This window comes from Rhodococcus sp. A14, from assembly GCF_011603105.1.
Taxonomy (GTDB): domain Bacteria; phylum Actinomycetota; class Actinomycetes; order Mycobacteriales; family Mycobacteriaceae; genus Rhodococcus_F; species Rhodococcus_F opacus.
The window spans coordinates 1-25,342 of record NZ_JAAOQS010000043.1 but is presented as its reverse complement, the minus strand read 5'-3'; the positions used below and the strand labels follow the sequence as shown (position 1 = coordinate 25,342).

General features: G+C 69.7%; 19 protein-coding genes. 10 read left to right on the top strand and 9 right to left on the bottom strand.

Annotation, left to right across the window (positions count from 1 at the left end; all coding sequences use genetic code 11):
* Positions 1-194 precede the first annotated feature (194 nt).
* On the top strand, positions 195-761 hold the full coding sequence (locus G9373_RS22175) for a hypothetical protein (protein WP_005574325.1): 567 nt from the start codon (positions 195-197) through the stop codon (positions 759-761).
* A 6-nt stretch (positions 762-767) separates the two neighbouring features.
* Here the strand turns inward: G9373_RS22175 and G9373_RS22170 are convergent, their stop codons facing one another.
* Together G9373_RS22170 and G9373_RS22165 are read right to left on the bottom strand one after the other, a co-directional pair.
* Positions 768-1,028, bottom strand: a complete 261-nt coding sequence (locus G9373_RS22170) for a hypothetical protein (protein WP_005238337.1) — start codon at positions 1,026-1,028, stop codon at positions 768-770.
* Between the two features lie 70 nt (positions 1,029-1,098).
* A complete protein-coding gene (locus tag G9373_RS22165; RefSeq protein ID WP_240960663.1) occupies positions 1,099-1,419 on the bottom strand; it encodes a hypothetical protein in 321 nt (106 codons plus the stop codon).
* 132 nt (positions 1,420-1,551) lie between these two features.
* Here G9373_RS22165 and G9373_RS22160 point away from each other — a divergent pair, with 132 nt between their 5' ends.
* Positions 1,552-2,094 (top strand): DinB family protein, encoded by a 543-nt coding sequence (locus tag G9373_RS22160; RefSeq protein WP_005256776.1) that lies wholly within the window; start codon positions 1,552-1,554, stop codon positions 2,092-2,094.
* 193 nt (positions 2,095-2,287) lie between these two features.
* Here the strand turns inward: G9373_RS22160 and G9373_RS22155 are convergent, their stop codons facing one another.
* The 4 genes from G9373_RS22155 to G9373_RS22140 are packed head-to-tail and all read right to left on the bottom strand — an operon-like array spanning position 2,288 to position 7,713.
* Positions 2,288-4,507, bottom strand: coding sequence for an alpha-galactosidase (locus G9373_RS22155; protein ID WP_167116806.1), 2,220 nt, complete (start codon positions 4,505-4,507; stop codon positions 2,288-2,290).
* Positions 4,504-5,439: a carbohydrate ABC transporter permease gene (locus tag G9373_RS22150; protein WP_167116803.1), complete on the bottom strand. Its 936-nt coding sequence runs from the start codon at positions 5,437-5,439 to the stop codon at positions 4,504-4,506. Before G9373_RS22150 ends, G9373_RS22155 begins: the two co-directional genes overlap by 4 nt.
* A complete protein-coding gene (locus G9373_RS22145; RefSeq protein ID WP_133986323.1) occupies positions 5,439-6,362 on the bottom strand; it encodes a sugar ABC transporter permease in 924 nt (307 codons plus the stop codon). Before G9373_RS22145 ends, G9373_RS22150 begins: the two co-directional genes overlap by 1 nt.
* 55 nt (positions 6,363-6,417) lie before the next feature.
* A complete protein-coding gene (locus G9373_RS22140) occupies positions 6,418-7,713 on the bottom strand; it encodes an extracellular solute-binding protein (protein ID WP_167116800.1) in 1,296 nt (431 codons plus the stop codon).
* 231 nt (positions 7,714-7,944) lie between these two features.
* Between G9373_RS22140 and G9373_RS22135 the strand changes: the two genes are divergently transcribed.
* The 7 genes from G9373_RS22135 to G9373_RS22105 are packed head-to-tail and all read left to right on the top strand — an operon-like array spanning position 7,945 to position 16,670.
* Positions 7,945-10,023, top strand: a complete 2,079-nt coding sequence (locus G9373_RS22135; protein ID WP_167116797.1) for a beta-galactosidase — start codon at positions 7,945-7,947, stop codon at positions 10,021-10,023.
* Complete coding sequence (locus G9373_RS22130; protein ID WP_206032477.1) at positions 10,020-10,826, top strand: DeoR/GlpR family DNA-binding transcription regulator; 807 nt, start codon at positions 10,020-10,022, stop codon at positions 10,824-10,826. Before G9373_RS22135 ends, G9373_RS22130 begins: the two co-directional genes overlap by 4 nt.
* Positions 10,813-11,979, top strand: coding sequence for a galactose-1-phosphate uridylyltransferase (gene galT, locus G9373_RS22125; RefSeq protein WP_005256763.1), 1,167 nt, complete (start codon positions 10,813-10,815; stop codon positions 11,977-11,979). Before G9373_RS22130 ends, galT begins: the two co-directional genes overlap by 14 nt.
* Complete coding sequence (galK, locus tag G9373_RS22120) at positions 11,976-13,166, top strand: galactokinase (RefSeq protein WP_167116795.1); 1,191 nt, start codon at positions 11,976-11,978, stop codon at positions 13,164-13,166. Before galT ends, galK begins: the two co-directional genes overlap by 4 nt.
* A gap of 28 nt (positions 13,167-13,194) precedes the next feature.
* A complete protein-coding gene (gene ugpC / locus G9373_RS22115; RefSeq protein WP_167116792.1) occupies positions 13,195-14,277 on the top strand; it encodes a sn-glycerol-3-phosphate ABC transporter ATP-binding protein UgpC in 1,083 nt (360 codons plus the stop codon).
* A gap of 38 nt (positions 14,278-14,315) precedes the next feature.
* Positions 14,316-15,308: a UDP-glucose 4-epimerase GalE gene (gene galE, locus G9373_RS22110; protein ID WP_167116790.1), complete on the top strand. Its 993-nt coding sequence runs from the start codon at positions 14,316-14,318 to the stop codon at positions 15,306-15,308.
* 42 nt (positions 15,309-15,350) lie between these two features.
* Positions 15,351-16,670: a DUF2252 domain-containing protein gene (locus G9373_RS22105; protein WP_167116787.1), complete on the top strand. Its 1,320-nt coding sequence runs from the start codon at positions 15,351-15,353 to the stop codon at positions 16,668-16,670.
* A 5-nt stretch (positions 16,671-16,675) separates the two neighbouring features.
* Here the strand turns inward: G9373_RS22105 and G9373_RS22100 are convergent, their stop codons facing one another.
* The 3 genes from G9373_RS22100 to G9373_RS22090 all read right to left on the bottom strand — a co-directional run bounded on the left by G9373_RS22100 (position 16,676) and on the right by G9373_RS22090 (position 23,538).
* On the bottom strand, positions 16,676-18,172 hold the full coding sequence (locus tag G9373_RS22100) for a dynamin family protein (RefSeq protein ID WP_054248083.1): 1,497 nt from the start codon (positions 18,170-18,172) through the stop codon (positions 16,676-16,678).
* Positions 18,169-20,013, bottom strand: a complete 1,845-nt coding sequence (locus G9373_RS22095; RefSeq protein ID WP_167116784.1) for a dynamin family protein — start codon at positions 20,011-20,013, stop codon at positions 18,169-18,171. Before G9373_RS22095 ends, G9373_RS22100 begins: the two co-directional genes overlap by 4 nt.
* 171 nt (positions 20,014-20,184) lie before the next feature.
* Positions 20,185-23,538, bottom strand: a complete 3,354-nt coding sequence (locus G9373_RS22090) for an IniB N-terminal domain-containing protein (RefSeq protein ID WP_167116781.1) — start codon at positions 23,536-23,538, stop codon at positions 20,185-20,187.
* Between the two features lie 357 nt (positions 23,539-23,895).
* On the opposite strand from G9373_RS22090, the gene G9373_RS22085 reads away from it, so the two are divergent.
* Positions 23,896-25,342: Hsp70 family protein (locus G9373_RS22085; RefSeq protein ID WP_167116778.1), on the top strand; the 1,447-nt coding region annotated here is incomplete at its 3' end.

Sequence of the window (25,342 nt, the reverse complement as noted above, 5' to 3'; positions counted from 1 at the left end):
CACCGTCGGGAGTCAATTCGAACTTGAGTCTTGCACGCTCATGTTGTCGTAAGGCTCAACGGAGGGGTGCGGAGATTTGTTCCCGGATGCCCGCATTTTGTTCGGGCGCCGTGTTTCGGCGGCGTGCTTCGGGGCCGCCGACACGGACCCGCGCGTCGGCCCGCCACGGTACGGCAGGTCGATAGGATCGCAGCGTGACGACACCCGAACAGCCGCGACGCCGGCCGGAACCGCCGCGACCCGTACCGCCGCGTCCGGAGTTCGCGGTCACCCCGCTGCGCGCCACCCCCACCGATGCCACCCCGAAGGCGGTCGCGGTGTCACTGTCCGCCTGGGTGGGATCGTTCGTCGTTCTCGCCGGAATCGCCGGGGCCATCGCGCTCGACCTCGGCGCGGTCCGCGACGCCCTCGAGGCCTCGGTCGCCGCGGACAATCCCGGGGACTCCGCGACAGACATCACCGACACGGTGAACCTGACGCTGATCGGCAGCGGCGCCATCGCCGTCGTCCTGATCCTCCTCGGACTGCTGGGGATACAACTTCTGCGCGCCCGGAAACCGGCGGGCCAGATCACCCTCGCCGTCGTCGGCGTCCTCAGCGCCGCCGGCGGGGTGGGCCTGTGGACCCTGCTGTCCGACGCCGGTGACGCGACCGCCGGTGTGCTGCAATGGGCGCCGCTCGCCTACAGCGCCCTCGTCGCGGTGGGAGTGCTCGCCCTGTTCGCCCCCGGTGTGTCTCCGTGGCTGCGCCGGAACCGCTGACCGGACTCACACCTGGCACGGATCGGTGCTGCCGTGGAACTCCGGGTCGGGGTCGTATTCTCGGTTGGACGTGCCCGAATACTCGGGATCGGGGTCGTACTCGTCGTTGGTCGTCCCCGTGAAGTCGGGGTCCGGGTCGTACTCGTCGTTGGTCGTGCCCTCGTAGGAGGAGTTGCAGGCCGGGTGGGCGGCAGCGGTCTGGGTCACGGACGCGGCGCCGAACACGAGAGCCACGGCTGCCAGTGCGGTCATCGTCGTGCGGATCATGATGATTCCTTTCATCGGTGGGCTGATCATCGGTGGGCTGGGCGGACCCAGAAGAGAGAACCGAGCGGGGTCACCCGTGTGCGGGCTGGTGGGGCATCGCGGGTTCGCCCGCGCCGATCCGGCTCGACCCGGCGACATCGGCGTGACGCGTCACCGTGGGGGTACCCAATTCGGGGCGCGCGACACCCGGCGCGAGCGGCGGAATCGTCAGGGCTCGCCGGAATTCCATCTGCCCGCCGGTGTCGCTCTCGGCGGCGGTCGAGGCGTACGCGAACGTGCCGACTCCCACCGTGACGGCGACGAGGACGGGCGACACCATGCCCCCGAGAACGCGAAGCCATACGCGTCGGCGGGAGGGCCGGGGTGCCGGTCCCGGAGAGTCGAAGTTCATACCGAGAATCCTTCGCGGCGCGCGCTTTCCACACATCCAGGAAGGCACCCAACTTGGACCCCGAGAAAAACCCTGAGAAGGCCTTCCTAATGAGGACCGTTTCTGACCTCAATCGCTTCTACTCTTCTTCTCATGACCACTTCGCAGAAGTCCCCCGCCACCGGTGAGCGCGCCGACCTCCTCCAGATCCTGCAGGAGCAGCGAGCCACCCTGTTGATCACCGTCCGCGGCATCGACGACGAACAGGCACGGCAGCGCTCGACCGTCAGCGACCTGACGCTCGGCGGACTGATCAAGCACGTGTCCCACACGGAAAAGCACTGGGTCGAAACCATTCTCGAACCCGACGAGAACGCCGAGTTCGACATGGAGTGGGCGATGGAGAAGTACTACATGCGCGACGACGAAACCCTCGAGGGACTGCTCGCCGAGTACGCCGAGGTGGCCCGCGCGACGGAGGCCGCCGTGGCCGGCCTCGACGACCTGGACGTGCTCGTCCCACTGCCCACCGCACCCTGGGCACCCGAGCGGCAGTGGTGGACGATCCGCCGCACCCTGCTCCACATCATCCGGGAGACCGGCCACCATTCCGGTCACGCCGACATCATCCGGGAATCCCTCGACGGCGGAAACACCACCATGCAGATGGGCGCCGACGCGGGCATGGAGTTCTGACCCGCCCGGCGGAACAGACGAAAACACCTCACCGGGTTCGGGTTCCGGTGAGGTGTTCTCTTCATGTGGCGTTTTCGAGTGTTGACTTACCTCCTGCGGTTCAACTTTTGCCGACTGGTGAAGACCATGGTGCCGCGCTGCGGGGGCACCGGCTACCTACCCCAGGGTGAATGTTGCCCACCTGGTGCTGCGGCTACGCCTCCGCGGTGACCGAGAGCACGACCACGTCGTCGGGGAAGGACGCGGGTGTCTGCAGACCCACGACCGCGAGGGCCCGGCCCGTCATCGAGACGCCGAGTACCTCGCTCCCCGCGGACAGTCCGTCGGCTCGTCCACCCGGTGGCTGTACGTCGAACCACGCGGGCGGTTTCAGGCCCTCGTCCGGTGCACCGGCGAAGACGGGACGCACCCGATAGCGCCGGTCGGGGTCGAGCCCGGGCAGCGTGAACCTGCCCCGCGGTGACACCTCGGAGCGCCCCACGTACGCGAGGAAGAACAGTGCCTCCGCCCGGTCCGCTGCGACCGCACCGTAGACGAGCAGGGTCGGGTCGATCTCGTCGGCCCGCACCATCGTCCCGGTGTGCAGGAGTTCCCGGTGCCGCTTGTACAGGTCGATCCACACCGCGAGCTGTGCGTTCTCGTCGTCGGTGGCGGTCGCGAGATCCCACTCGATCCCGAGGTGCCCGTACAGCGCCGTCCCCGCCCGGAACGACAGGCGGTGGTACCGGCCCGTCGTATGGGAGATTCCGGACGCGATGTGCGAGCCCAGCAGTTCGGGGGGAAGCAGCTGCATCGTCCACCGGTTCATCTGCTGACGCTCGAGCGGATCGATGCAGTCCGAGACCCAGACGCGGTCGGTGCGCTCGAGGATGCCGAGGTCCACCCGCGCTCCGCCCGACGAGCAGGATTCGATCTCCAATCCGGGGAAGCGGCGCTTCAGTTCGTCCATCAGCCGGTACGTCGCAAGGGTCTGGTCGTGGACGCCGGCGCGGCCGTGCGGTGCGGTACCGGCGTCGATCAGGTCGCGGTTGTGGTCCCACTTGATGTAGGCGATGTCGTACTCGGTGAGAATCGCGGACATCCGCTCGAGGATGTGGTCGTACGCCTCGGGGATCCCCAGATTGAGCACCTGCTGGTTCCGCGACGGCACGGGCGTGCGCCCGCCGGTCGCCATGACCCACTCGGGATGCTCCCGGGCGAGGTCGGAATCGAGGTTGATCATCTCCGGTTCGAACCACAGGCCGAACTCCATGCCGAGGGAACGCACGTGATCGACGAGCGGATGCAGGCCGTTCGGCCACACCGTTTCGTCGACGTGCCAGTCCCCGAGGCCCGCCAGATCGTTGCGCCGGTACCTGAACCAGCCGTCGTCGAGCACGTAACGCTCGACGCCGAGCTTCGCCGCGCGATCCGCCAGGTCCGTCAACCGGGCCAGGTCGTGGTCGAAGTAGACGGCCTCCCACACGTTGATCGTGACCGGGCGCGCGCGCCGCGGGTGCGTGGGGCGGGACCGGAGGTAGTCGTGGAAGCGATGCGCCTGGTCGTCGAGGCCGTCGCCGTAGGCGCCGTAGACCCAGGGCGTTTCGTAGCTCTCGCCGTCCGCGAGCCGTACCTCGCCCGGCAGGAGTAGTTCTCCGCCGCCGACCACCTGGAAACCGGTGAAGAGACGCTCGGCGTAGTGCCGGTGGTTGCCGCTGAACGCGACGTGGGTGCCCCACACTTCGCCGCGGCCGAACCCGAATCCGGGCACGCCGACGGAGAGCACCGTCGCGGCGTCCGGGCCGGTGCGTCCCTTCCGTCCTTCGCGTTCGTGGATGCCGACGGTCAGTTCACGGCACTGCGGGATCCGTTCCTTCCCCCACCGGCCCGCGAAGTCGAGGATCTCGCGGGCCTGCGGTGGGACCGGGAACGCGAGCTGGAGGTCGTCGAGGACGTAGAAGGAGTCGCCCTCGTTCGTGACCTCGGCGCGCGTCCTCAGGAGGCCGCTCGGCAGCAGTTCGATGTCGAGGACCAGACCGAGATCGGCGGCCGTGTCGTGCGCGGCGACCCGGACCGCGCCGGCACCGACCGCGACGAGTCCCGACCGGTGCTCGGCTCCGTCGACCGTGAGCGTGGTGGTCGTGAACAGCGGCGACCAGTCCGCGCCGTCCCGGTGCCCGGCGATCCCGGGCTTCCCCACCCACCCGGTGTGGTGTTCGGGGAGTATCGACAGCCGCACCGGGAGATCGACTACGTTGCCCGCCGGGGGCTCGATGTTCGCCTGCGCCAGGGCTTCGACGTCGGCGAGGGCGAGGTCGCCGAGCGCCGCACCCCAGTGCACGATCGCCGGCAACCGTCCCCCGGTGAGGTCGAGCACGACGGACACGCCGCCTGCGGTGAGGTGGACGTACCCGTGCGGTGGAGTTGCACTCACTTGTTGGCTCCCATCGTCAGTCCGGAAACGAAATGCCGCTGCAGCGCCACGAATACGAGCACCGTCGGCAATGCGACGAGCACCGATCCGGCGGCGAGCAGGTTGGTGTCGGTGAAGAAGCTGCCCTGCAGATTCTGCAGCGCGGTGGTGACCGGCAGCTTGTCGCCGCTGACCATCAGCGCCAGTGCCCAGAAGAAGTCGTTGTAAATCCAGGTGATCATGAGCGTCGCGAGCGCGGCCAGGGCCGGACGGCACAGTGGGAGCACCACCTGCCAGTACTGGCGGAACAGCCCGGCGCCGTCCACCGTCGCCGCCTCGAGCAGTTCCGGCGGGACCGTCTTCATGTAGTTGCTCAACACGAACACGCAGAACCCGATCTGGAACGCGACGTGCACCAGGATCAGTCCCCAGTAGCTGTCGTAGAGCGAGCCCGACGAACTCATCCAGTACGGCAACGGAATCGCGTTGTACAGCCGGAACAACGGGGTCAGCAGCGTCTGCTGCGGCAGCAGATTGCCCGCGATGAACACCGCCAGCATGATCACGTTGAACTTCCACGGGAACCGGGCGAGCACGAACGCCGCCATCGACCCGATGAACAGGATCAGCAGCACCGCCGGGATGGTGATGAGCATCGAGTTGAGGAAGTAGTGCGGGATTCCGCCGACCTCCCACGACTCGGTGTAATTGCTGAGCGTGAAACCGCCGACCGACAGGTAACCGTGGGTGAGGACGTAGTCGTAGTCGCGGAACGAGTTGTAGAGCGCCCACAGCAGCGGGAAGATCCACAGCAACGCCAGCGCCGTGAGAAGGAGATATATCGCCGCGTGCGCGGTACTCAGCCGGCGCCGGTTGGCCACCGCGGCCTTGTTGCGGGGCCCGGGCCGGTCGACGGGCGCACTGTGGTCGGCGAGGGGTGTCGTCATGGTCATCAGTCGTCGCTCCGCATCACGATCCAGAGATAGAGGGCAATGAACACCAGCGAGATCACGAGCATGATCGTCGCCAGGGCCGAACCGAATCCGACCCGGCCCGCTTCGCCCACGACGTTGGCGGTGACGAGGGCGGAGATGAGTTCGAGTCCGTTGCGGCCCTTGTTGATCACCCACACGAGGTCGAAGGCGCGCAGGGCCTCGATGACGGTGATGACGATGATCAGCAGGTTGGTCGGCTTCATCAGGGGGAACACGATCCGGAAGAACGTGCGGATCGGGCCGGCGCCGTCCATGAGGGCCGCTTCGCGTACCGACGGGTCGATGGCCTTGAGACCCGCCAAGTACAGCAACATGATGTAGCCGGTGTGCCGCCAGCTCGCGGCGACCATGACGGCCCAGATGTTGACGTCGGGGTTGCCTAGCCAGTCGACGTCCGTACCCAGGATGGTGTTGAGTACGCCGCCGTCGGTGGCGTAGATCAGCTGCCACACGAATCCGACCAGTGCCATCGACAACACCACGGGGATGTAGAAGATGCTCTGGTACAGCCGGCTTCCCTTCAGGCCCCGGTCGAGCAGGACGGCGAGGAAGATGCCGAGGATCGTCGGGAAGACGAACAGGAACGCCAGCCAGAGGACGTTGTTGTGGAGGGCCTGCTGGAACGGTGGGTACGCCTGGACGGCGTCGACGTAGTTCTGCGCGCCGATCCACTCGATGGTGGACGTGCCGCCGATGCCGTCCCAGCGTGCGAACGACAGGATCACCGTGAACACGGTGGGAATCCACACCAGCCCGATCACGATCGCGGCGGGCAGCCCGAGCATGACGGCGATGGTCCACCGGTCACCCCGGCTGCGCCGGACCTTCGGCGCCGGGATCCTGGGTTCGGTTCCGGCTTGGGGAGGAACTGTGCTGGTCATGAATTCACCTGACCTGTCGGGACCGTGATGGTGGTCGTTGTCTTCTCGTGTGCTCTCATTGCCCGAACACCGCCGCCTTCTGACGCTCGATGCTGCGGACCAGGCCGTCGACGTCGTTCGGGTTGCCCAGGAACTGCTGCATCGCCGGAATCATCACGACGGACGCGAAGTCGGGGCGGGTGTCCCGGTCGAGGAACTGGGTGATGGACCCCGCACCCTGGACGAGGGCGGCCGACTTCTGCACGAGCGGAGGGAAACTCGACAGATCGGCGTCACGGTGCGCGGGTATCGCCTGAGGGTCCTGCTTCGCGTACGCGACCGCGGCGTCGGCGCTGGTGAGGAAGGAGAGGAACTGCTGCGCGCCACCGAGGTTGCGCGGGTCCTTGCGCATCATGAATCCGTCCATGGGAGCCTCCACCGCCGAAGTGCCGACGGCGGAGTCGAGTTCGGGGAACGCGAAGAAGTCCAGATCCTCGCGGTCTGGCCCCGCGGGGAAGCTCTGTGCGACGAACATGCCGGCCACCAGCATGCCGACCTCCTTGTTGAGGAGTGCCTGCTGCGCCTCGGACATCTTGCGGCCCAGCGGTTGCGGCTGGTGGAACGGCAGGATCTCGCGCCACGTGTCGAACACCGACCGGACGCGGTTGTCGGTCCAGCTCACGTCGCCCGCGAGGAGGGAGCGGTGGAAGTCGACACCGTTGAGGCGCAGGTCGAGGTAGTCGAACGTGCCGAACGGCGGCCAGCCGTCGCGGACGCCGAATCCGATCGGGGTGAGTCCGTCGGCCTGCATGCGCTTGGACAGGGTCACCCATTCGTCGAACGTCTTCGGCGGCGCGTAGCCGCGCTGCTGCCAGAGGCTGGGACGGTAGAACACGGCCCACGGGTAGTAGAAGAACGGGATCAGGTACTGCCGGCCGTCGGTTCCGGTGGACGCCTCGCGGAAACTGTTGCTGAAGCCGCTGCCGTGCGCTTGCCACACCGAGCTGACGTCGTCGACGAGGCCCTTGTCGGCGAAGTACTTCATGCGGTACCCCGACATCCAGGTGAAGACGTCGTCCGGCGTTCCCTGCAGGTAGTTGTTGACGTTCTCCTGGAACGAGGTGGAGTCGACGGAGTTGATCCGCACGGCGCCGCCGGTTTGCTGCTGGAACATCCCGACGACGTCCTGGACGCCGAGTTTGGCGTTCTTGTCCGACAGCCGCGATCCGAGGGTGATCACGTGGGGGTCGACACCGCTCGTGCACCCGGACAGCAGGCCCGCCGTCGACAGGGCGCCCGCGGCGCCGAGCGCGGCCTTGAGAAAGGTGCGCCGGGAGGGTTGCCACGGGTGCGGCAGCTCGTTTCGGTTCATGGTGCCCTTTTCGATTGAGTACCGGGGTGGTCGGAGTCGCTCACCACCTGATCGAAAATCGAACAACTTCGATCACATTTCGGTGCTGTCGCCTCACGTCCTTACGTGATGCAGGTTACAAAATCACGCCGCACCGGGCATTGTCAACCAGTTGGAAGCGCTTTCACCTGCGTAAGTGCAGAAATGTTCATTCGTGTTGACTTTTGAACAGCGATCGGACAGATTGTGAGCATGCACACAGCGAGCGATTCCGGCGGGCGGCACCTGCGGTGGCCGACCCGGGGCATTTCCTTCGGCGGTGACTACAACCCCGAGCAGTGGCCGGAAGAGGTCTGGCAACGCGACGTCGAACTCATGCGCGAGGCTTGTGTCGACTTCGCCACCGTCGGCGTCTTCTCCTGGGCCCGGCTCCAGCCCACTCCGGACACGTGGGATTTCGGCTGGCTCGACCGCGTCCTCGACCTCCTGCACGACGGCGGCGTCCGCGTCGACCTGGCCACCGCGACCGCGTCCCCACCGCCGTGGCTCACGACCGCACATCCCGAGGTCCGGCCCGTGGACGAGCGTGGCTACCGGTACGAGATCGGCAGCAGGCAGACGTGGAGCCCGAGTTCCCCGATCTACCGCGACCGCTCCCTCGTCCTCGTCGAGAAGATGGCCACCCGATACGGCGGCCACCCCGCACTCGCGCTCTGGCACGTGTCGAACGAACTCGGCTGCCACAACTCACGCTGCTACTCCCCCGACAGCGCGCGGGCGTTCCGGCGGTGGCTGCAGCGTCGCTACGGCGACCTCACCGAACTCAACCGGGCGTGGGGCACGACGTTCTGGAGCCAGCACTACAGCGACTGGAACGAAGTGGTGCCGCCCGCCGCGAGCACGACGTTCGGCAATCCCACGCATCTGCTGGACTGGCGCCGGTTCTGCTCGGACGCCCTCCTCGACCAGTACCTCGCCGAGCGGGAGGTGCTGCGGCGCATCACCCCCGACATCCCGGTCACCACCAACTTCATGGTGGGCATGGGCTCACCGCAGTCGCTCGCCGGCGACATGAACTACGCGCAGTGGGCACCCGAACAGGACCTGGTGTCCACCGACCACTACCTGGTGGGGCCGGCGACCGGCGACGGCGCCGCCCACCACCGGCTGTCGTTCTCGGCCGACCTGACGCGCGGTATCGCCGGCTCACGGCCGTGGCTGCTGATGGAACATTCGACGAGCGCCGTCAACTGGCAGCCGGTCAACCGGGCGAAGGCAGCCGGAGAGATGCTGCGCAACTCTCTCGCCCACGTCGCCCGCGGAGCGGACGGCATCGCCTTCTTCCAGTTCCGCGCATCCGACGCGGGTGCGGAGAAGTTCCATTCCGCCCTGGTTCCGCACGCGGGCACCGACTCCGCGCGATGGCGGGAAGTCGTCCAGCTCGGCGCCGTGCTGCGCCGCCTCGAACCGGTGGCAGGCAGCCGCGTCGAGGCCCCGGTGGGTGTGTTGTTCGACTGGGAGTCGCAGTGGGCGTGCGAGCAGGACGGGCACCCGTCCCGGTTGATGCAGCCCATGGCGATCGCCGAACGCGCCCACCACGCCTTCTCCGGCGTCACGTGTGACGTGATCCCCGCGGACGCCGACCTGAGCCGGTACGCCGTGGTGGTCGTTCCGGCCGTGTACCTGTGCAGCGACGAGGACGCCGCGCGCATCGAGGCCGCGGCCCGCGCCGGCGCCCAGGTGCTGGTCACCGCATTCTCCGGGATCGCGGACCGTGACGATCACGTCCGGCTCGGCGGCTACCCCGGGGCGTTCCGCGACCTGCTGGGTGTCCGCACCGAGGAGTTCTTCCCGCTCGGCGCGGACGAGACCGTCGCCCTCGACGACGGCACTGCGGCCCGCATCTGGACCGAGTATCTGACGGTGTCCGAGGACGTGGAGGTTCTCGCCCGCCACACCGAGGGGCACCTCCAGGGTGTGCCCGCCCTCACCCGGCGTCCGGTCGGCGACGGCGCCGCCTGGTATCTCGCCACCGTCCCCGACACGCAGAGCTGGACGAGGATCGCCGAAGCGATCTGCGCCGCAGCCGGTCTCGACCTCCACGCTGGGCAGCACGCCGACGTGGAGATCGTGCGCAGGCGGGGCGAGAACGGGTCGTGGCTGTTCGTCCTCAACCACACGACCGAGAAGGTGACCGTCGAGGTGTCCGGCACCGACCTCGTCACCGAACGGGTGGTCGACGGACCGCTCACGCTGGAACCCGGCAGCTGTGCTGTGATTCGCGAAGACAGCGCCGACACCGGCGCCCGGACCCGAAAGGCGGACGCATGATGCTCGCTCGTCAGCGCCAGCAGGTGATCCTCGACGAGGTCACCTCCCGCGGTGCGGTGAAGGTCGTCGACCTCGGCGCGACACTCGGGGTCTCCGACATGACCATCCGGCGCGACATCAACGAACTCGTCGAGCAGGGTCTCGTCGAGCGGGTGCACGGCGGGGTCACCCTGCCGCGGTCGGCGAGTGTGCACGAACCGGGGTTCTCGGCGAAGTCCGAACTCGACCGCGAGGCCAAGCAGTCCATCGCCCGCGCCGCCGCCCGGCTGGTGCGCCCGGGCACGTCGGTGGGCATCTCCGGCGGCACCACCACGCACGCCCTCGCCCGCGAACTCCTCGACGTCCCCGACATCACCGTCGTCACCAATTCGCTGCCCGTCGCCGACGCGTTCCACGAGGGTGGCCGCGACGACCAGACCATCCTCCTGACCGGTGGTCAGCGCACGCCGTCCTTCGCTCTGGTCGGGCCGCTCACGGTCGCCGCGCTGCGCGGCATCCACGTGGACATGCTGTTCCTGGGGACGCACGGGATGGGGATCGACTCGGGACTTACCTGCCCCAATTTGATGGAAGCACAGACCAATCAGGCGCTCGTCGCGTCGTCGCGGCGGGTCGTGGTGCTCGCCGACCACACGAAGTGGGGTGTGACCGCGTTGGCGAACACGATCCCGCTGTCCGACGTCGACATCCTCATCACCGACGCCGGGCTCGAGCGCGCCGCCCAGGAAGCTCTTGCCGACCACGTCGGCGATCTCGTGGTGACACGGGAGAACCGGGAAGGACTCGTCGATGACCGTGCGTGACGAACAGGAGGCGCGGGAGACCGGCACACGGCTCCGGATGCGCAAGACCCGGACGACCCTCGCGGACGGCCGCGAACTGATCTACTTCGACGACTCCGAGCCGTATGTGTCGGGCGGCGCCACCCGCGAGTTGGTGGATTCACGGCCGCTGCCGCCGGCGGTGTCGCAGTCGCAGATGCGGTTCGACGTGCTCACCGGGGAGTGGGTCGTCATCGCCGCCCAGCGGATGGACCGCACGTTCCTGCCGCCGCCGGACGCGTCGCCGCTCGCCCCGAGCATGCCGGGCAAGGCGCCCACGGAAATTCCGGCCGACGACTACGACGTGGTGGTGTTCGAGAACCGCTTCCCGTCGCTGGCGACGGGCGCCGCCGAGCAGGACCTTCCGGACTGCGTCGACGGAGAAGCGTTGTGGCCGTTGGCACCGGGGGCGGGCAGGTGCGAGGTCGTGTGCTTCACCAGCAACCCGGATGCCGCGTTCTCCACCCTGAACGTCGACCGGGTCCGCACCGTCGTCGACGTCTGGGCCGACCGCACCGCCGACCTGTCGGCGCTGCCGGGGGTCCGGCAGGTGTTCTGCTTCGAGAACCGGGGCAAGGAAATCGGCGTCACCCTGACCCATCCGCACGGGCAGATCTACGCCTACCCGTACCTGCCGCCCCGCACGGACGCGCTGATCCGGCGCTCCCGCGAGCACTTCGAGAGCACCGGGCGACTGCTGCTCGCCGATGTCCTCGACGCCGAAACACGATCCGGCAGGCGCGTGGTCCTGGCCGCCGAGCACTGGACCGCGTACGTTCCCGCCGCCTCGCGCTGGCCGCTGGAGGTGCATCTCGCACCGCACCGCGACGTCCGTGACCTCACCGAACTGTCCGACGACGAGCGCGACGAACTCGCCCACGTCTATCTCGAACTGCTGCGCCGGGTCGACCGGTTCTTCGACGGCGTCGACGCCGTGCCCTACATCGCCGCGTGGCACCAGGCGCCCGTCGGAGAGGACCGTCCGCTCGGACGCCTGCACCTGCAACTGTTCTCGATGATGCGTTCGCCGGGCCGGATGAAGTACCTGGCGGGATCCGAGTCCGGGATGGGGGCGTGGGTCAACGACACCACCCCCGAGCGCATCGCCGACCGGCTGCGGGAGGTGGCGTCGTGAGTGCGCCGCAGTGGGTCAGCCCCGTCGACCCCGACGCGGTCGCAGGTACCGCCGAGGCGTTGTTCCGCAGCACGTTCGGCGGCGCCGCGGACGGCGTCTGGACTGCACCAGGCCGGGTCAACCTCATCGGTGAGCACGTCGACTACGCCGGCGGACTGGTACTGCCGTTCGCCCTCCCCTACGTGACCGTCGTCGCCGTCCGAGTGCGCAACGACGGGATCCTGCACGCCGTGTCCACGCACACCGGCGAGTCCTGGCACGGTCCGCTCGACGACGTCGCCCCGGGCCACCCGGCCGGCTGGGCCGCGTACGTCGCCGGGGTGGTGTGGGCGCTACGCCGATCCGGACATCTCACGGCGGGAACCGGTTTCGACGTGGCGGTGCATTCGACGGTCCCCGTCGGCTCCGGGCTGTCGAGTTCGGCCGCGCTCGAGTGCGCGTTCGCGCTCGCCGTCGCCGACCTCGCCGGCCTGCCCACGGACGACTCCGGCCGCCGACAACTGATCACCGCGTCCATCCTCGCGGAGAACGAGATCGCCGGCGCGTCCACCGGCGGCATGGACCAGTCGGTCGCGATGCTCGCCCGCCCCGGCCACGCCCTGCTCCTCGACTGCCGCGGCGGCGCGACCCGGCACGTTCCACTCGACTTCGACGCCGCAGGCGCCCGACTGGTCGTCATCGACACCAACGCGCCGCACCGGCTGGTCGACGGCCAGTACGGCAACCGGCGCGCCACCGTCGAGAAGGCCTGCGCCGACCTCGGCGTCGCCACCCTGCGCGACGTCGCCGACGTCGACGCGGCCGTCGCGGCGCTGAGTTCCCCGGCAGCGCAGCGGGTCCGGCACGTGCTCGGCGAGATCCGTCGCGTCCGGGAGGTCGCCGACCTGCTCGACCGCGGCCGGATCACCGACATCGGCGACGCCCTGAACCGCTCGCACGCCTCGTTGCGCGACGACTACGAGGTCAGCTCCGTCGAACTCGACTCCGCCGTCGAGGCCGCCCTCGAGGCCGGCGCCTGGGGTGCGCGGATGACCGGTGGCGGCTTCGGCGGCTCCGCGATCGCCCTCGTTCCGGCCGACCGGATCGATGCCGTCGTCGAGAACGTCGCCCGACGCGCCGACACCGCCGGCCTGCCGGTCCCCCAGTTCCTGCACGCCGAGCCGTCGGGCTCGGCACACCGACTCTGAGATCCCCTTCCACGACCAGGAGAACACCATGGCACGAGTCACGTACGACGCAGCCACCAAGATGTACCCCGGTTCCGATGTGCCGGCAGTCGATTCGCTGAACCTCGACATCGAGGACGGCGAATTCCTCGTCCTCGTCGGCCCCTCCGGGTGCGGCAAGTCGACGTCGCTGCGGATGCTGGCCGGTCTCGAGGACGTCGACTACGGTGCCATCCGCATCGGCGAACGCGACGTCACCGCCCTCGCACCGAAGGAACGGGACATCGCGATGGTGTTCCAGAACTACGCGCTGTACCCCCACATGACGGTCGCGAAGAACATGGGCTTCGCCCTCGAGATCGCCGGCATGGACAAGAGTGAGATCGGCCGCCGCGTCGAGGAGGCCGCGAAGATCCTCGATCTCGGCGACTACCTGAACCGCAAGCCGAAGGCACTCTCCGGTGGGCAGCGCCAGCGTGTCGCGATGGGCCGGGCGATCGTCCGCGACCCGCAGGTGTTCCTCATGGACGAACCGCTGTCGAACCTCGACGCGAAACTGCGGGTGCAGACCCGCACCCAGATCTCGCTGTTGCAGCGCCGGCTGGGCACCACCACCGTGTACGTCACCCACGACCAGGTGGAGGCCATGACCATGGGCGACCGTGTGGCCGTCATGAAAGCGGGCATCCTGCAGCAGTGCGCGAGCCCGAAGACGCTGTACGAGAAGCCGGTCAACAGCTTCGTCGCCGGGTTCATCGGGTCGCCGGCCATGAACCTGTTCGAGGTCGACGTCGAGGGCGGCGACGCCCGGATCGGTTCGCTGTCGACGCCGATCGAGCGGTCGGTGCTGGGCGCCCTGCACACCGGCCGGGTCGTCGTCGGTGTCCGCCCGGAGGCGTGGACCGTGTCCGACCAGGGCACCACGGTGAAGGTCGATGTGGTCGAGGAACTCGGCGCGGACGCCTACATCTACGGGCGCATCGTCCGCGACGGCGAACTCGGCGGACACGACATCGTCGCGCGCGTCGGCGACTCCGTCTCCCCGGCCAAGGGCGAGGTGATCCGGCTGGCACCGGACCCGGCTCGCCTGCACTACTTCTCGCCCACGACAGGTGCGCGACTCGGCGACTGAGCGAACCGAGCCCCCACCGCCGAACCGAAGGAACAACAGTGAAACTTCTCGTCACCGGCGGCGCCGGTTACATCGGCAGCGTCTGCGCCCAGCGGCTGCTCGAGTGCGGCCACACGGTCGTGATTGTCGACGACCTGTCGACCGGCAACGCCGACGCGGTGCCGGCAGGAGCGGAGTTCGTCGAGGAGGACGTCGCGAGCGCAGCCGAACGGGTTCTCGGCGGCGCGGAGTTCGACGGCGTGCTGCATTTCGCCGCCCGCTCCCTCGTCGGCGAGTCGGTGGTGACGCCGGAGACGTACTGGAACGCCAACGTCGTCAAGACCCTGACCCTGCTCGAGGCGATGCGCTCGTCCGGTACCGGCCGGCTGGTGTTCTCCTCCACCGCAGCGACGTACGGCTCTCCGGAGTCCGTGCCGATCACCGAGGACGCACCGACCCGGCCGACCAACCCGTACGGTGCCACCAAACTGGCGATCGACCACGCGATCACGTCGTACGCGGTCGCGCACGGGCTGGCGGCGTGCAGCCTGCGCTACTTCAACGTCGCGGGCGCGTACGCCGGGCTCGGCGAGAACCGTCTCGTGGAAACACACCTGATCCCGCTGGTGCTGCAGGTCGCGGCCGGGCGACGGGACGAGATCTCGGTGTTCGGCACCGACTGGCCCACCCCGGACGGCACCGCCGTCCGCGACTACATCCACATCCGCGACCTGGCAGAGGCGCATATCCTCGCGCTCGAATCGGCCCGGCCCGGAACGCACCGCGTCTACAACCTCGGTACCGGCACCGGGTTCAGTGTGCGGGAGGTGATCTCGTCCTGCGAACGCGTGACGGGCCGAACCATCGCCACCCGGGACGCCCCGCGGCGCGCCGGCGATCCGGCGGTGCTCGTCGCGTCCGGCGCACGTGTGCAGGCCGAACTGGGCTGGCGGCCGAGACACCCGGACCTCGATGAGATCGTGGCCGATGCGTGGACGTATCTGCAGTCGCTGGGCGCGCGGGAACGCTACCGTGGTGCAGTGCGGTCGTGACGAGGCGTGTGGCGCCCCGTGGACCGCGAGAAGGAGGCTGGTGTGGACGTCGCCGATTCCACGAGGCAGGGTCGGATCGTGGAGGTCCTCGTCGAGGCCTTCGCCGATCTGATGGAGGCGGACCCGAGCGCGTTTCGCACGAAGTTCCGGAAGATGGCCGCCGATCCGTTCGCCTTCTTCCGGGGCAGCGCCTGCCTCTTCTACGACGATCTGCGTGACTTCGACGATCCGTGGGCGGACGAGCGCACCGGCCGGGTGTGGATTCACGGCGATCTGCATCTGGAGAATTTCGGCACGTACATGAACTCGGAGGGCACCCTCGTCTTCGACGTCAACGATTTCGACGAGGCGTACGTGGGGCCGTTCAGCTGGGATCTTCGTCGGTTCGTCGCGAGTCTCGCACTGATGGGCTGGCAGAAGGCCCTCCCCGAGAGCGATGTCCGGGCACTCGCCGACACGTACCTGCGCAGCTATGTCGAGCACGTCCTGCACTACGTGCAGCGGGAGGCGGACGAGGCGTACGCGCTGCGCCTGGACAATTCGCGCGGCGCCATCCAGGACCTGCTGCTGAGCGCGCGCCTCGCCACCCGGGTGGACCTGCTCGAGTCCGTCACGGTGATCGAGGACTACGACCGGCGCTTCCGGCGGGGCCGCGGTGTCCGCGAACTCGACGAGAAGGAACGCAGGACCGTGTGCGAGGCGCTGGACACGTACATCGAGAGGGTGCCCCGCAGCAAGCGATCCGCGCGACCTGTGTTCTACCGGATCAAGGACGTGGTCGGGCGGAAGGGTTTCGGGATCGGCAGCGCCGGCCTCCCGGCGTACAACGTGCTCATCGAAGGGGCGACCCAGGCGCTCGAGAACGACATCGTGCTCTCCCTCAAGCAGGGCAACGTCGCCGCACCGAGCCGCATCGTCGACGAACCCCGGGTCCGCGACTACTTCGAGCACGAAGGCCACCGCACGGTGGTGAGTCAGCGCGCGTTGCAGGTCCACACGGATCCGCTGCTCGGCTACACGGAGATCGGCGGCACCGGTTTCGTGGTCGCCGAACTCTCCCCGTACGAACTGGACCTCGACTGGTCGGATCTCACCGAACCGGAGGACATCGCGCCGGTGCTCGAGGACCTCGGCCGGGCGACGGCGAAGGTGCATTGCGTCTCCGACGAGGACAGCGACCAGACCCTGGTCACGTTCCAGACCGAGGACGCCATCCAGAACGTCGTCGACGGCAGGCTGGACGAGTTCGTCGGCGAGATCATCGACTTCGGCATCGCGTACGCCGAGGTGAGCCGCAAGGATCACCAGCTGTTCGTGAACGCCTTCCGGGAGGGCGAGATCGCGGGCGTCTCCGCGACGTAGCCGAACTACAGACGGACGGTGTTCAGTTCCTCCAGAACACCTTCCGCGCTGCGGGCCGCGACGGTGCAGGCCCTCGCGGTGAACTGGTCGAGCAACGGGTGGCGCGCCCGTTCGCGCCACTTCCGGACCGCGGCGAGGGCCCGCATCCGCTGCAACTCCACGGAGTCGTCGCCGTCGGTGCCCAATCGTTCGGCGATCTGGATCCCGAATCCGCCGATCAGGCGTTGCAACTCGGCCACGTCGTCGGCGGGCAACCCCACGTCGGTGGACCGCAGCCGCCCGAGCAGCCGCAGTTCCTGGAAACCGTGCACGTCGGAGAGCAGCCGTTCGGCCGACATCAGGATCTCACCCGCACCCTGCACCGGATGTGCCGTGAGCACCCGCTTGAGTGCCACGAGTGCCGAATGGGTCTTCAACTGATCGGTCCGCTGCCCGAACTGGATGTCGATCACCTGACGCAATTCGTCGAGGCCGCTGCGTTCCACCAGTTCCGCCGCCAGCGTCGGCGAGTCCTTGGTGCCCAACCGGATCAGGGTCACCGCCATCCGGATCCCGAAGAGCCCGAAGCGGTCTGCCAACTGAGCCCGCATCCGGGCGTCCACGGGAAGCGGACTGTCCTCACGCGCGAACCGGTCGGCCGACAGCATCGCCAGGTTCAGATCGTCCACCGGAACCTCGGCCAGATGCTGGAACGCGCTGAACTCCGCCTGACGCATCGTGCGCGCGCCGAGCGCCAGCAGACCCGCGACGGGGACGACGGCCTGACACAGCCCGGTGCGCTCGAGCTCGCCCGCGAACCGGGACGCCACCTCCTTCGCGGACATCATGGCGTCCAGGCGTCCCGCCCCCACCTCGTCGGCCCGCGACACGACACCGACCACCCCGAGCGGTCCCGATTCGTCGCCCACGTGGTCGCCGATCTGACCGAGGAACTGGACGTCGGTCGCGTTGAGCGTGCGCAGCAGGTAGACCACGGCGTCGGCGCCGGACGCCTCGTTGTCGGGTGTGAGCATCTCGAGGGTGCGGGCCGAGACGTCCCGCGACAGTGAGGACGTGCCCGGGGTGTCGATGATCGTCGTGTGCGCCAGGGCGGACGACGGCCACTCCACGTCGAGGCGGTCCACCCGGTCGGCGGTGAGGTGGCCGAGGTCGAACGTGAGATGTCCGTCCCGGCGCAGCACCGGGACGTTGGCGGAACGCTGAGCGCCGCTGCCGTTGTCCGGCTGATACCAGGCCGTCACGGTGGGCGTCGACCCGCTCCGATACCAGGTGACGACGCGGGTGCACTCGGTCGCGTCGGTGGGCGCGATATCCTGCCCCACCAGGGAATTGAGCAGAGTGGACTTGCCGGCCTTCAGCGAACCGGCCAGGGCCACGCGCAGCGGTTGTTCCAGTCGCCGGGCACATTCGGTCAGCTGATCCCGAATCTCGGGTCTGCCCGCGTACAGCTGCCGGGCGGACGCGATGAGTGCCCGGGCTTCGTGAAGTGGAGCGGCCGTCATGCCGTGACCGCTCCCGCGTCGCCTGCGACGAGTTGCGCGGCTTGCTGTTTCAGTTCGGATGCGACGTGGAGATCCTTTTCGAGCTGCGCGATCCGACGGGTCCGTTCGGTGGACTCGAGGTTCGCCGCCTCCTGCGCGCCGCGCAGCGAGTCGTTGATCGACCGCAGCGCCTGCTCGGCGATCGCGCTGAAATGATCGCGCAGCAAGCGCTGGATCGACCGGAGCCGATCCTTCGACTCCTTGCCCACCTGGAAGCTGGCGTCGTCGGCGAACCGGCGGATCGCGGCCTTCGCCTCCGCACGCCGCTTCAGGATCCGGCTCTCCTTGTCTTCCCGGTACGCCTTGGTGCCGAGGAGGACTCCGGCGCCGATCGAGATCGGATTGACCAGGGCCATCCCCATCATCGTGGTGATCAGACCGAACATGAGGACGCCGCCGTACGATCCGCGCATTCCGACGAGAACCTTCTGCGTGATGCCGATGCGTCCGGCCTCGAGGTCCGCGAGCGAGGCCACCGGTTCGAGAACACCGTCGACGTTCGCGACGTCCAGGTGCGGCAGTTCGACGGCACCCGTCTCGGCGAAGTGCTGCGCCACCACCTCGGCCAGCCACAGCGCGCGGTCGTGGGCCCAGACGAAGTTGTCGCCGATCGCGGTGGCGAATTCCTGCTCGAGCCACTGGCCCAGCGCGTCCCAGTCCTTGCCGGGGTCGCCCTCGTCGACGGTCTCCTCGGCCTCCCGGGTGACGCGGCGCAACCGGTCCCGGAGGTCGTGGTCGATGTCCGCGGCCAGGTCGGCGATACCGTCGCCGAGCGTCTGCTGCCACAGCGACGTCTTCTTGTGCAGCTCCTCGGCGGCGGCCTTCGCCTTCTGCAGTTCGGCGACCGCGGCCACGCCCTTCGCCGGATCACGCAGGGCGGCAAGCTCACTGCCGATCCCCAGGGTGAGATGCTCGGCCGCGGAGGACACGTCCAGCGACACGGCCCGCCGCGTGTTCGCCTCCGCCCGCGCCACCACCCGTTCGCGCAGGAACGCGTACAGGTCGACGAAACCGGATTCGGTGTTGAGTTCCTCGTCCTGCAGTCGCAGCGCGTGCGAACGCAGCACCGAGGAGATCGGGATCAGGGGAACGTCGAGACCGGCCCGCGCGAGGTGCCCGCGGTCGGCCTCGACGATCTCGCGCCAATGCGGGTACAGGTCCGTCTTGCTGATCAGGCACGCCACCGACGGGCACAGGCTCGTGACCTGACGGATGAAACCGAGCTCCGGTTCGGTGAATTCCTGGCTGGCGTCGGAGAGAACGAACACGGCGTCCGACGCCGGGATCAGTCCGAGTGTGCTCGCGGCGTGCGGGTTGCCGGCACCGCCCACGCCGGGGGTGTCGACCAGGACCAGACCGTCCGCGAGAAGCGGACTCGGGACGTTGACCTCCACCCGCAGCACCTCCCGGCCCTCGGCGTGGGGCGAGGCCGGCGTGATGCCGTTCAGCTCGTCGAGCGGAAGAGGAACCCGGATCGGGTCGGCGCCCGGATCGGCGAGTACCAGCTCCGCCGAGGCCGTGTCGGCGTTCTGGACGACGGTGGGGATCGCGGTGGTCTCGTCGTCGCCCACCGAGCACACGGTGAGGTTGAGGAGGGAGTTCACGAACTGGCTCTTGCCCTGCTTGAGCGGTCCGACCACCACGATCCGCATCCGCGGGTCCTGCACCCGGGTCCGGGCCGAGTCGAGGCGCTGCGCCAGGTCGCCGCGACCGAACCTCTTCGCCACGTCCAGGGCCTGCTCGAGCAACGCCGTCATCGACTGGGACCCGGCTGGGCTCTTCTCGGCGGCTGCACTGTCCATGAGCTTCGTTGACCCGCAATTCTTCCGACCTCTGCGCGGACACCTGTTCGGTGCACCGACACCCGACTGTCTGAAACAGCCCCGCACGCATAACGCGTCCGGGGCTGATTTCGTTACATCGTACGGCGGTTCCGGCCGCCCCGTCTGGGGGATGCCGGAACCGCCGTCTCATCACGGCTCGAGGTGATCGACCACGTCCGTGACGTCGTGCGTCGTGGCCGCCGAGGAGTCGGTGTCACCGAACAGCGAGCCGTCGGTGTCCGCGTGCAGGCCCGAGTCGGCGCCGAACGCGTTGTCCGCGTCGATCGACGACCAGGTGTCGGCTCCGGTGTCGACGGCACCGCCCAGGGTGGACCCCAGTCCGCCTGCGATCGAACCGGTGGTGTCGGCCACGACCCCGCCGACCGCACCGAGGTCGGCCGAGCCGTCCGTGGTCGCGTCCGCGTCGGCGGAACCGCCTGCCGACGCTCCACCCTCGACCGAACCACCGGCCGACGCTCCGCCGTCGACCGCTCCGCCCACTGCGGCTCCACCGTCGACCGCTCCGCCGACCGCACCGTCGAGTGCGCCTCCGACCGAGGTGCCGAGCGATCCGAGGCCACCGACGCCACCGGACAATCCGGCGCCGAGGCCGGTGACCGCGTCGGTGGTGGCGTCCAGGCCACCGGTCAGACCGGCAGTGGCGTCGACCGCGCTGTCCAGGCCGCCTTCGACTCCACCGGCCACGTCGCCGCCGATTCCGGCCGCGGCATCCACGGTGCCGCCGAGACTTCCGCCGACATTCGCAGCCGTGTCCAGAGCGCCACCGACCGTGCCGCCCAGGTTGGCCGCCGTGTCCAGGACGCCACCGAGATTCGCGTCCACGTTCGCACCGGCGTCGGCGACCGCGCCGACCGAGGCCCCGGCCTCACCCACCGCGTCGACGGCACCGCCGACGCTGCCGGTCAGTGCCGAGCCGAGGCCCGCACCGGTTTCGAAGATTCCACCCAGACCACCGGTGAGGCCGCTGGTCAGACCGGCGCCCAGGCCCCCGGCCGTGTCCAGTCCGCCGACCAGGTTGGTTCCGAGGCTGCCGCCCAGGTCCGCTCCGGCGTCGGCAACCGCACCGACACCCGCCGCGACACCGGCACCGATGCCGGCTGCGGCGTCCGCGCCGCCCGCGACGCCGCCACCGACCGCGCCGCCCACGTTGCCCGTGACGTCACTGCCCACGTCGAGCAGTCCGCCGAGCGCGCCGTCGATGCCGCCCGTCAGGCCACCCGCGAGATCGGTGCCCGCGTCGAGCGCACCGTCCAGGGCGCCGCCCACGCCGGCTGCGGCGCCGAGTCCGAGGTCGGCGTCCAGAGCGGAGTCGAGATCGAGTCCGCCACCGGCCTCCAGCGCCGTCTCCAGTGCGGAACCGAGGGTCGCGCTGAGATCGCCGTCGGCTCCGAGGACGCCGCCGAGCGCGGTGCCCAGCGTGCTGCCGATGCTGCCCTCCGCGCCGAGAACGCTGTCGAGGTCGAGGGCGCCGCCGGTCTCCAGCGCACCGCCGAGCACTCCGCCCAGGGCCGCTCCGAGGTCGGCGCCCGCGCCGCCACCGACACCGAACGCACCGCCGAGCAGGCCGCCCAGGTCGGTAACGCCGCCGAGGTCGACTCCGCCGTCCGCGCCGAGCACCGCGTCGAGGGCCGCACCCAGACCGGCGGTGGCGTCACCGTCGACTCCGAGCACCCCGCCGAGCGCGCCACTGATGGTGGTGCCCAGGTCGGCGCCGGTGTCGAGGACACCGCCCAGCCCGAGGCCGCTCTCCAGGGCGCCGCCCAGGACCGTGCCCAGATTCGCGCCTGCCTCGCCGCCCAGCCCGAGGGCTCCGCTCAGCGCCGTCGTCAGCTCCGACGTCAGTTCTCCGCCGAGACCGAGGTCGGCGCCCAGCCCGAGGTCCAGTCCGCCGTCCAGCAGACCGCCCAGGTCGATGTCCGTCACGCCGCCTGCGCCGAGCACGGCGTCGAGGGTGCTGCCCAGTTCCGCGGCCAGGCCGCCGTCCAGGCCGAGGGCTCCGCCGAGGACCGTGCCGAGTGCGGCGTCCAGTCCCAGTCCGCTGTCGAGTGCGCCGGACAGGGCGCCGCCGAGGCCGCCGTCCAGATCGAGGGCGCCGCCGAGCAGGCCGCCCAGGGCTCCGCCGAGATCGCCGCTGACGTCACCGCCCGCGCCGAGGACGCCACCGAGGATGCCGCTCAGCGCGCCACCGAGGTCGCCGTCGGCACCGAGAACGGCGCCGAGGTCGAGGCCGCCACCGGCACCGAGAACGGCGTCCAGCGCGGTACCCAGACCGGCCGTGAGGTCGCCGCCTACTCCGAGTTCACCGCCGAGCAGTCCGCTCAGCGCACCGCCGAGGCTGCCGCCCGCACCGAGGATCGCGTCGAGGTCCAGTCCGCCGCCCAGGTCCGCGATCGAACCGAGGGTCGCGCCGAGTGCGCCACCGAGGTCTGCGCTGAGGTCGCCGCCCGCACCGAGGACGCCGCCGAGTGCGCCACCGAGGATTCCGCCGAGGTCGGTGCCGAGGACTCCGCCGAGCGAGCCGGCGACGTCACCGAGCAGTTCACCGCCGAGCAGCCCTTCGAGGGTGGCACCCAGTCCGCCACCGGCGCCGATCGCCGCGTCGAGGGCACCGCCCAGCGCGCCGCCGAGACCGGCGTCGACCCCGAGCACGCCGCCGAGGGTCGTTCCGAGCACGCCACCGAGGTCGAGGCCGCCACCGAGTCCGGCGAGGATGTCACCGTCCAGGCTGCCACCGAGGTCGACGACGCTTCCGAGGGCGGCACCGAGTGCCGCACCCAGCTCGGCGCCCAGGTCGCCGCCGATCGACAGTGCGGGGGCGAGGATCCCGGTGAGACCACCGGCCACGTCGACCACCGGCAGGGCCGTGATCGCCGCGGTGAGGGTGGTGGCGAGCTGCGCGGTCAGGTCGGCGCCCAGTCCGAGGGCACCTCCGAGGGCTCCGCTGATCGCGGCGCCGATGTCGAGGGCGCCGCCGAGGTCGAGGCCACCGGTGAGGGAGAGTGCTGCGTCGAGGGCCGCACCCAGCGCGGCGCCGAGCTCCGCACCGATCTCGCCGCCGATCTCCAGGGCCGCGCCGAGCGCCGCGCTCAGGCCGGCGGCCAGTTCCGCGGCGAAGTCGAAGTCGCCGCCCAGGCCGGCACCGAGACCGAGGCCTGCGCCGGCACCGATACCGACCGCACCGCCGAGTCCGCCGCCGAGACCGAGGCCGCCGCCCAGGCCGCCACCGACACCTGCGCCGATACCACCCGCGACGTCACCGGCGACGTCGGCACCGGCGTTGACGATCGCGGCCAGGTCGGCCCCGCCGCCTGCGAACAGTCCCGACTCCGCGACCAGGGGAGCGACGGACACGATGTCCGCGTGGCTCACACCCTGCAGACCGGCGGCGCACAGCGCCTCGGTCGGGTTGGCGCAGTAGGCCGCCGCAGCCTGCTCGTCGCGAAGAAGGCCGAGGATGAAGTCGAGGACGGCGTTGGTAGCCATGGCAGCTCTCCTGTAGTCGAGGTTCGGGGAGTTCGGGTGGCCACCACAACTGCTGTGACGGCGAGTGAAATACACGTTATGGATCGGCGGCCCCCTTCCCAACGGGGCGGCGCCCCCTACTCGGGGACCCCGGTATCGGGGATCTCCCATCGGGGGTCGGGGCCTCCCCGTTAGGGGATAGGGGGCCATTAGGGGATCGGCCCCGTCACTGCCGTCGACCAGCGGCGTCGCGTAACGAAACGGCCGCCACCCGCGACAATTCGAGTGACCACGACGGCATCGGCCGTTACATACGACGGCGGCACCGTCCGCCTGACGCAGGCGGCGTGACGCCCGCCCGGACCACAGGAGTGGAACATGGCTGCAGCGCTCGGCATCGGTGTCGGATCGGTCAATACGGTGGCCGCCGTCGACACGGACGGGGCGAGCGTGACGGATGCCGCCGACCTCACCGTCCTGTCCCGCGCAAGTGTTCTCCACCTCTCCCCCGACCGCGCACCCGTCCTCGGCGACGACACGAGCGAACCGGACGCGGTGACGGTCTCCGACTTCGCGAACCGGGTGGGCGACCCGGTCGGGATCCTCACTGACGACGGCTCGACCTACTCCGGTGAAGACCTGGTGGCCACCGCCGTGAGCTGCATCGTGCACCAGGCCGCGTCGGGTCGGCACGGCCTCCCGACCACCGTCGTCGCCCACCCGACCGTCTGGCCGCCGTACACCGTCGGTGTCCTCGCCGACGCGCTCGAACAGGCCGGCGTCACGGGTGCCACCCTGGTGTCGGAGGCGCAGGCGGTGATGACGTGGCTCGAACGGACCCGCGGCACCCTCGGCGACGCGTTGACCGTCATCTACGACCTCGGCGGCACCTCGCTCGACATCACCCTCTTCCGTTCGGACGCACACGGCACGGAGACCGGCGTCCTCGGCAAGCCGGTGCGGTCCGAGGACTTCGGTGGCGCCCACTTCGACCACGCCACCATGCAGTACGTCCTCGGCAACGTCGCCGAGGAGTTCGGCGACATCGACCCGTTCGCCCCCGACACGGTCGCCGCCCTGACCCGGCTGCGGACCCGCTGCACCGCGGCGAAGGAGGCCCTGTCGTCCGACACCGAGGCCACGATCGGCATCGAGCTGCCCGGCATCTCCACCGACGTGCGGCTCGTGCGCTCGGAACTCGAAGACCTGATCCGCGAGTCCCTGCAGGAATCGGTGACGCTGGTGCGCGAGAGCATCCACGCCGCCGGCCTCGAATCCAGCGACGTCACCCAGGTGGTGCTCACCGGCGGAAGCGCCGCCATCCCGCTGGTCGCCGAACTCCTGTCGGCGGAACTGCGGGTACCCGTCGTCGCGGCCGAACGTCCGGGCCATACCGCGGCCCTGGGCGCCGCCCTGCTCGCCGCCGACAACGATGCGGGACGCGCCGCCGCCCCGACCGTCGCGCGGATGCCGGTCGTCGTGCCCACCGCGGCACCCGCAGCGCCCGTCGCCGCCCCGACCGTCGAGCCGGACGCCGAGACCGTCGTCCTCGCCGCCCGCACCCCCGCACCGACCCTCACCGAGCCCGCCGCCACCGGCATGTCGCGGAAGAAGAAGGCCGGGATCATCACCGCCTCCGCCGCGGCCATCGCCCTGCTCGCCGCGGGTGGGCTGTCGCTCGGCACCGCCCTCGACATCGCCCCGTCGTCGTCCGGCTCGGGTTCCACCACCTCGCAGTCGTCGAGCACGTCGGCGGGCGCGGCGTCCACGTCCGGTGTTCCTGCCGAGGCCGCCGCGACGGGCGCCACCACTCCCGGCACCGAGG

Coding starts and splice junctions, on each gene's coding strand:
- galT (WP_005256763.1), top strand. CDS start 10,813: ATGACCGTGCGTGACGAACAGGAGGCGCGGGAGACCGGCACACGGCTC.
- G9373_RS22170 (WP_005238337.1), bottom strand. CDS start 1,028: ATGATCCGCACGACGATGACCGCACTGGCAGCCGTGGCTCTCGTGTTC.
- G9373_RS22145 (WP_133986323.1), bottom strand. CDS start 6,362: ATGACCAGCACAGTTCCTCCCCAAGCCGGAACCGAACCCAGGATCCCG.
- G9373_RS22140 (WP_167116800.1), bottom strand. CDS start 7,713: ATGAACCGAAACGAGCTGCCGCACCCGTGGCAACCCTCCCGGCGCACC.
- G9373_RS22100 (WP_054248083.1), bottom strand. CDS start 18,172: ATGACGGCCGCTCCACTTCACGAAGCCCGGGCACTCATCGCGTCCGCC.
- G9373_RS22165 (WP_240960663.1), bottom strand. CDS start 1,419: ATGAACTTCGACTCTCCGGGACCGGCACCCCGGCCCTCCCGCCGACGC.
- G9373_RS22130 (WP_206032477.1), top strand. CDS start 10,020: ATGATGCTCGCTCGTCAGCGCCAGCAGGTGATCCTCGACGAGGTCACC.
- G9373_RS22150 (WP_167116803.1), bottom strand. CDS start 5,439: ATGACCATGACGACACCCCTCGCCGACCACAGTGCGCCCGTCGACCGG.
- G9373_RS22135 (WP_167116797.1), top strand. CDS start 7,945: ATGCACACAGCGAGCGATTCCGGCGGGCGGCACCTGCGGTGGCCGACC.
- G9373_RS22160 (WP_005256776.1), top strand. CDS start 1,552: ATGACCACTTCGCAGAAGTCCCCCGCCACCGGTGAGCGCGCCGACCTC.
- G9373_RS22095 (WP_167116784.1), bottom strand. CDS start 20,013: ATGGACAGTGCAGCCGCCGAGAAGAGCCCAGCCGGGTCCCAGTCGATG.
- ugpC (WP_167116792.1), top strand. CDS start 13,195: ATGGCACGAGTCACGTACGACGCAGCCACCAAGATGTACCCCGGTTCC.
- G9373_RS22090 (WP_167116781.1), bottom strand. CDS start 23,538: ATGGCTACCAACGCCGTCCTCGACTTCATCCTCGGCCTTCTTCGCGAC.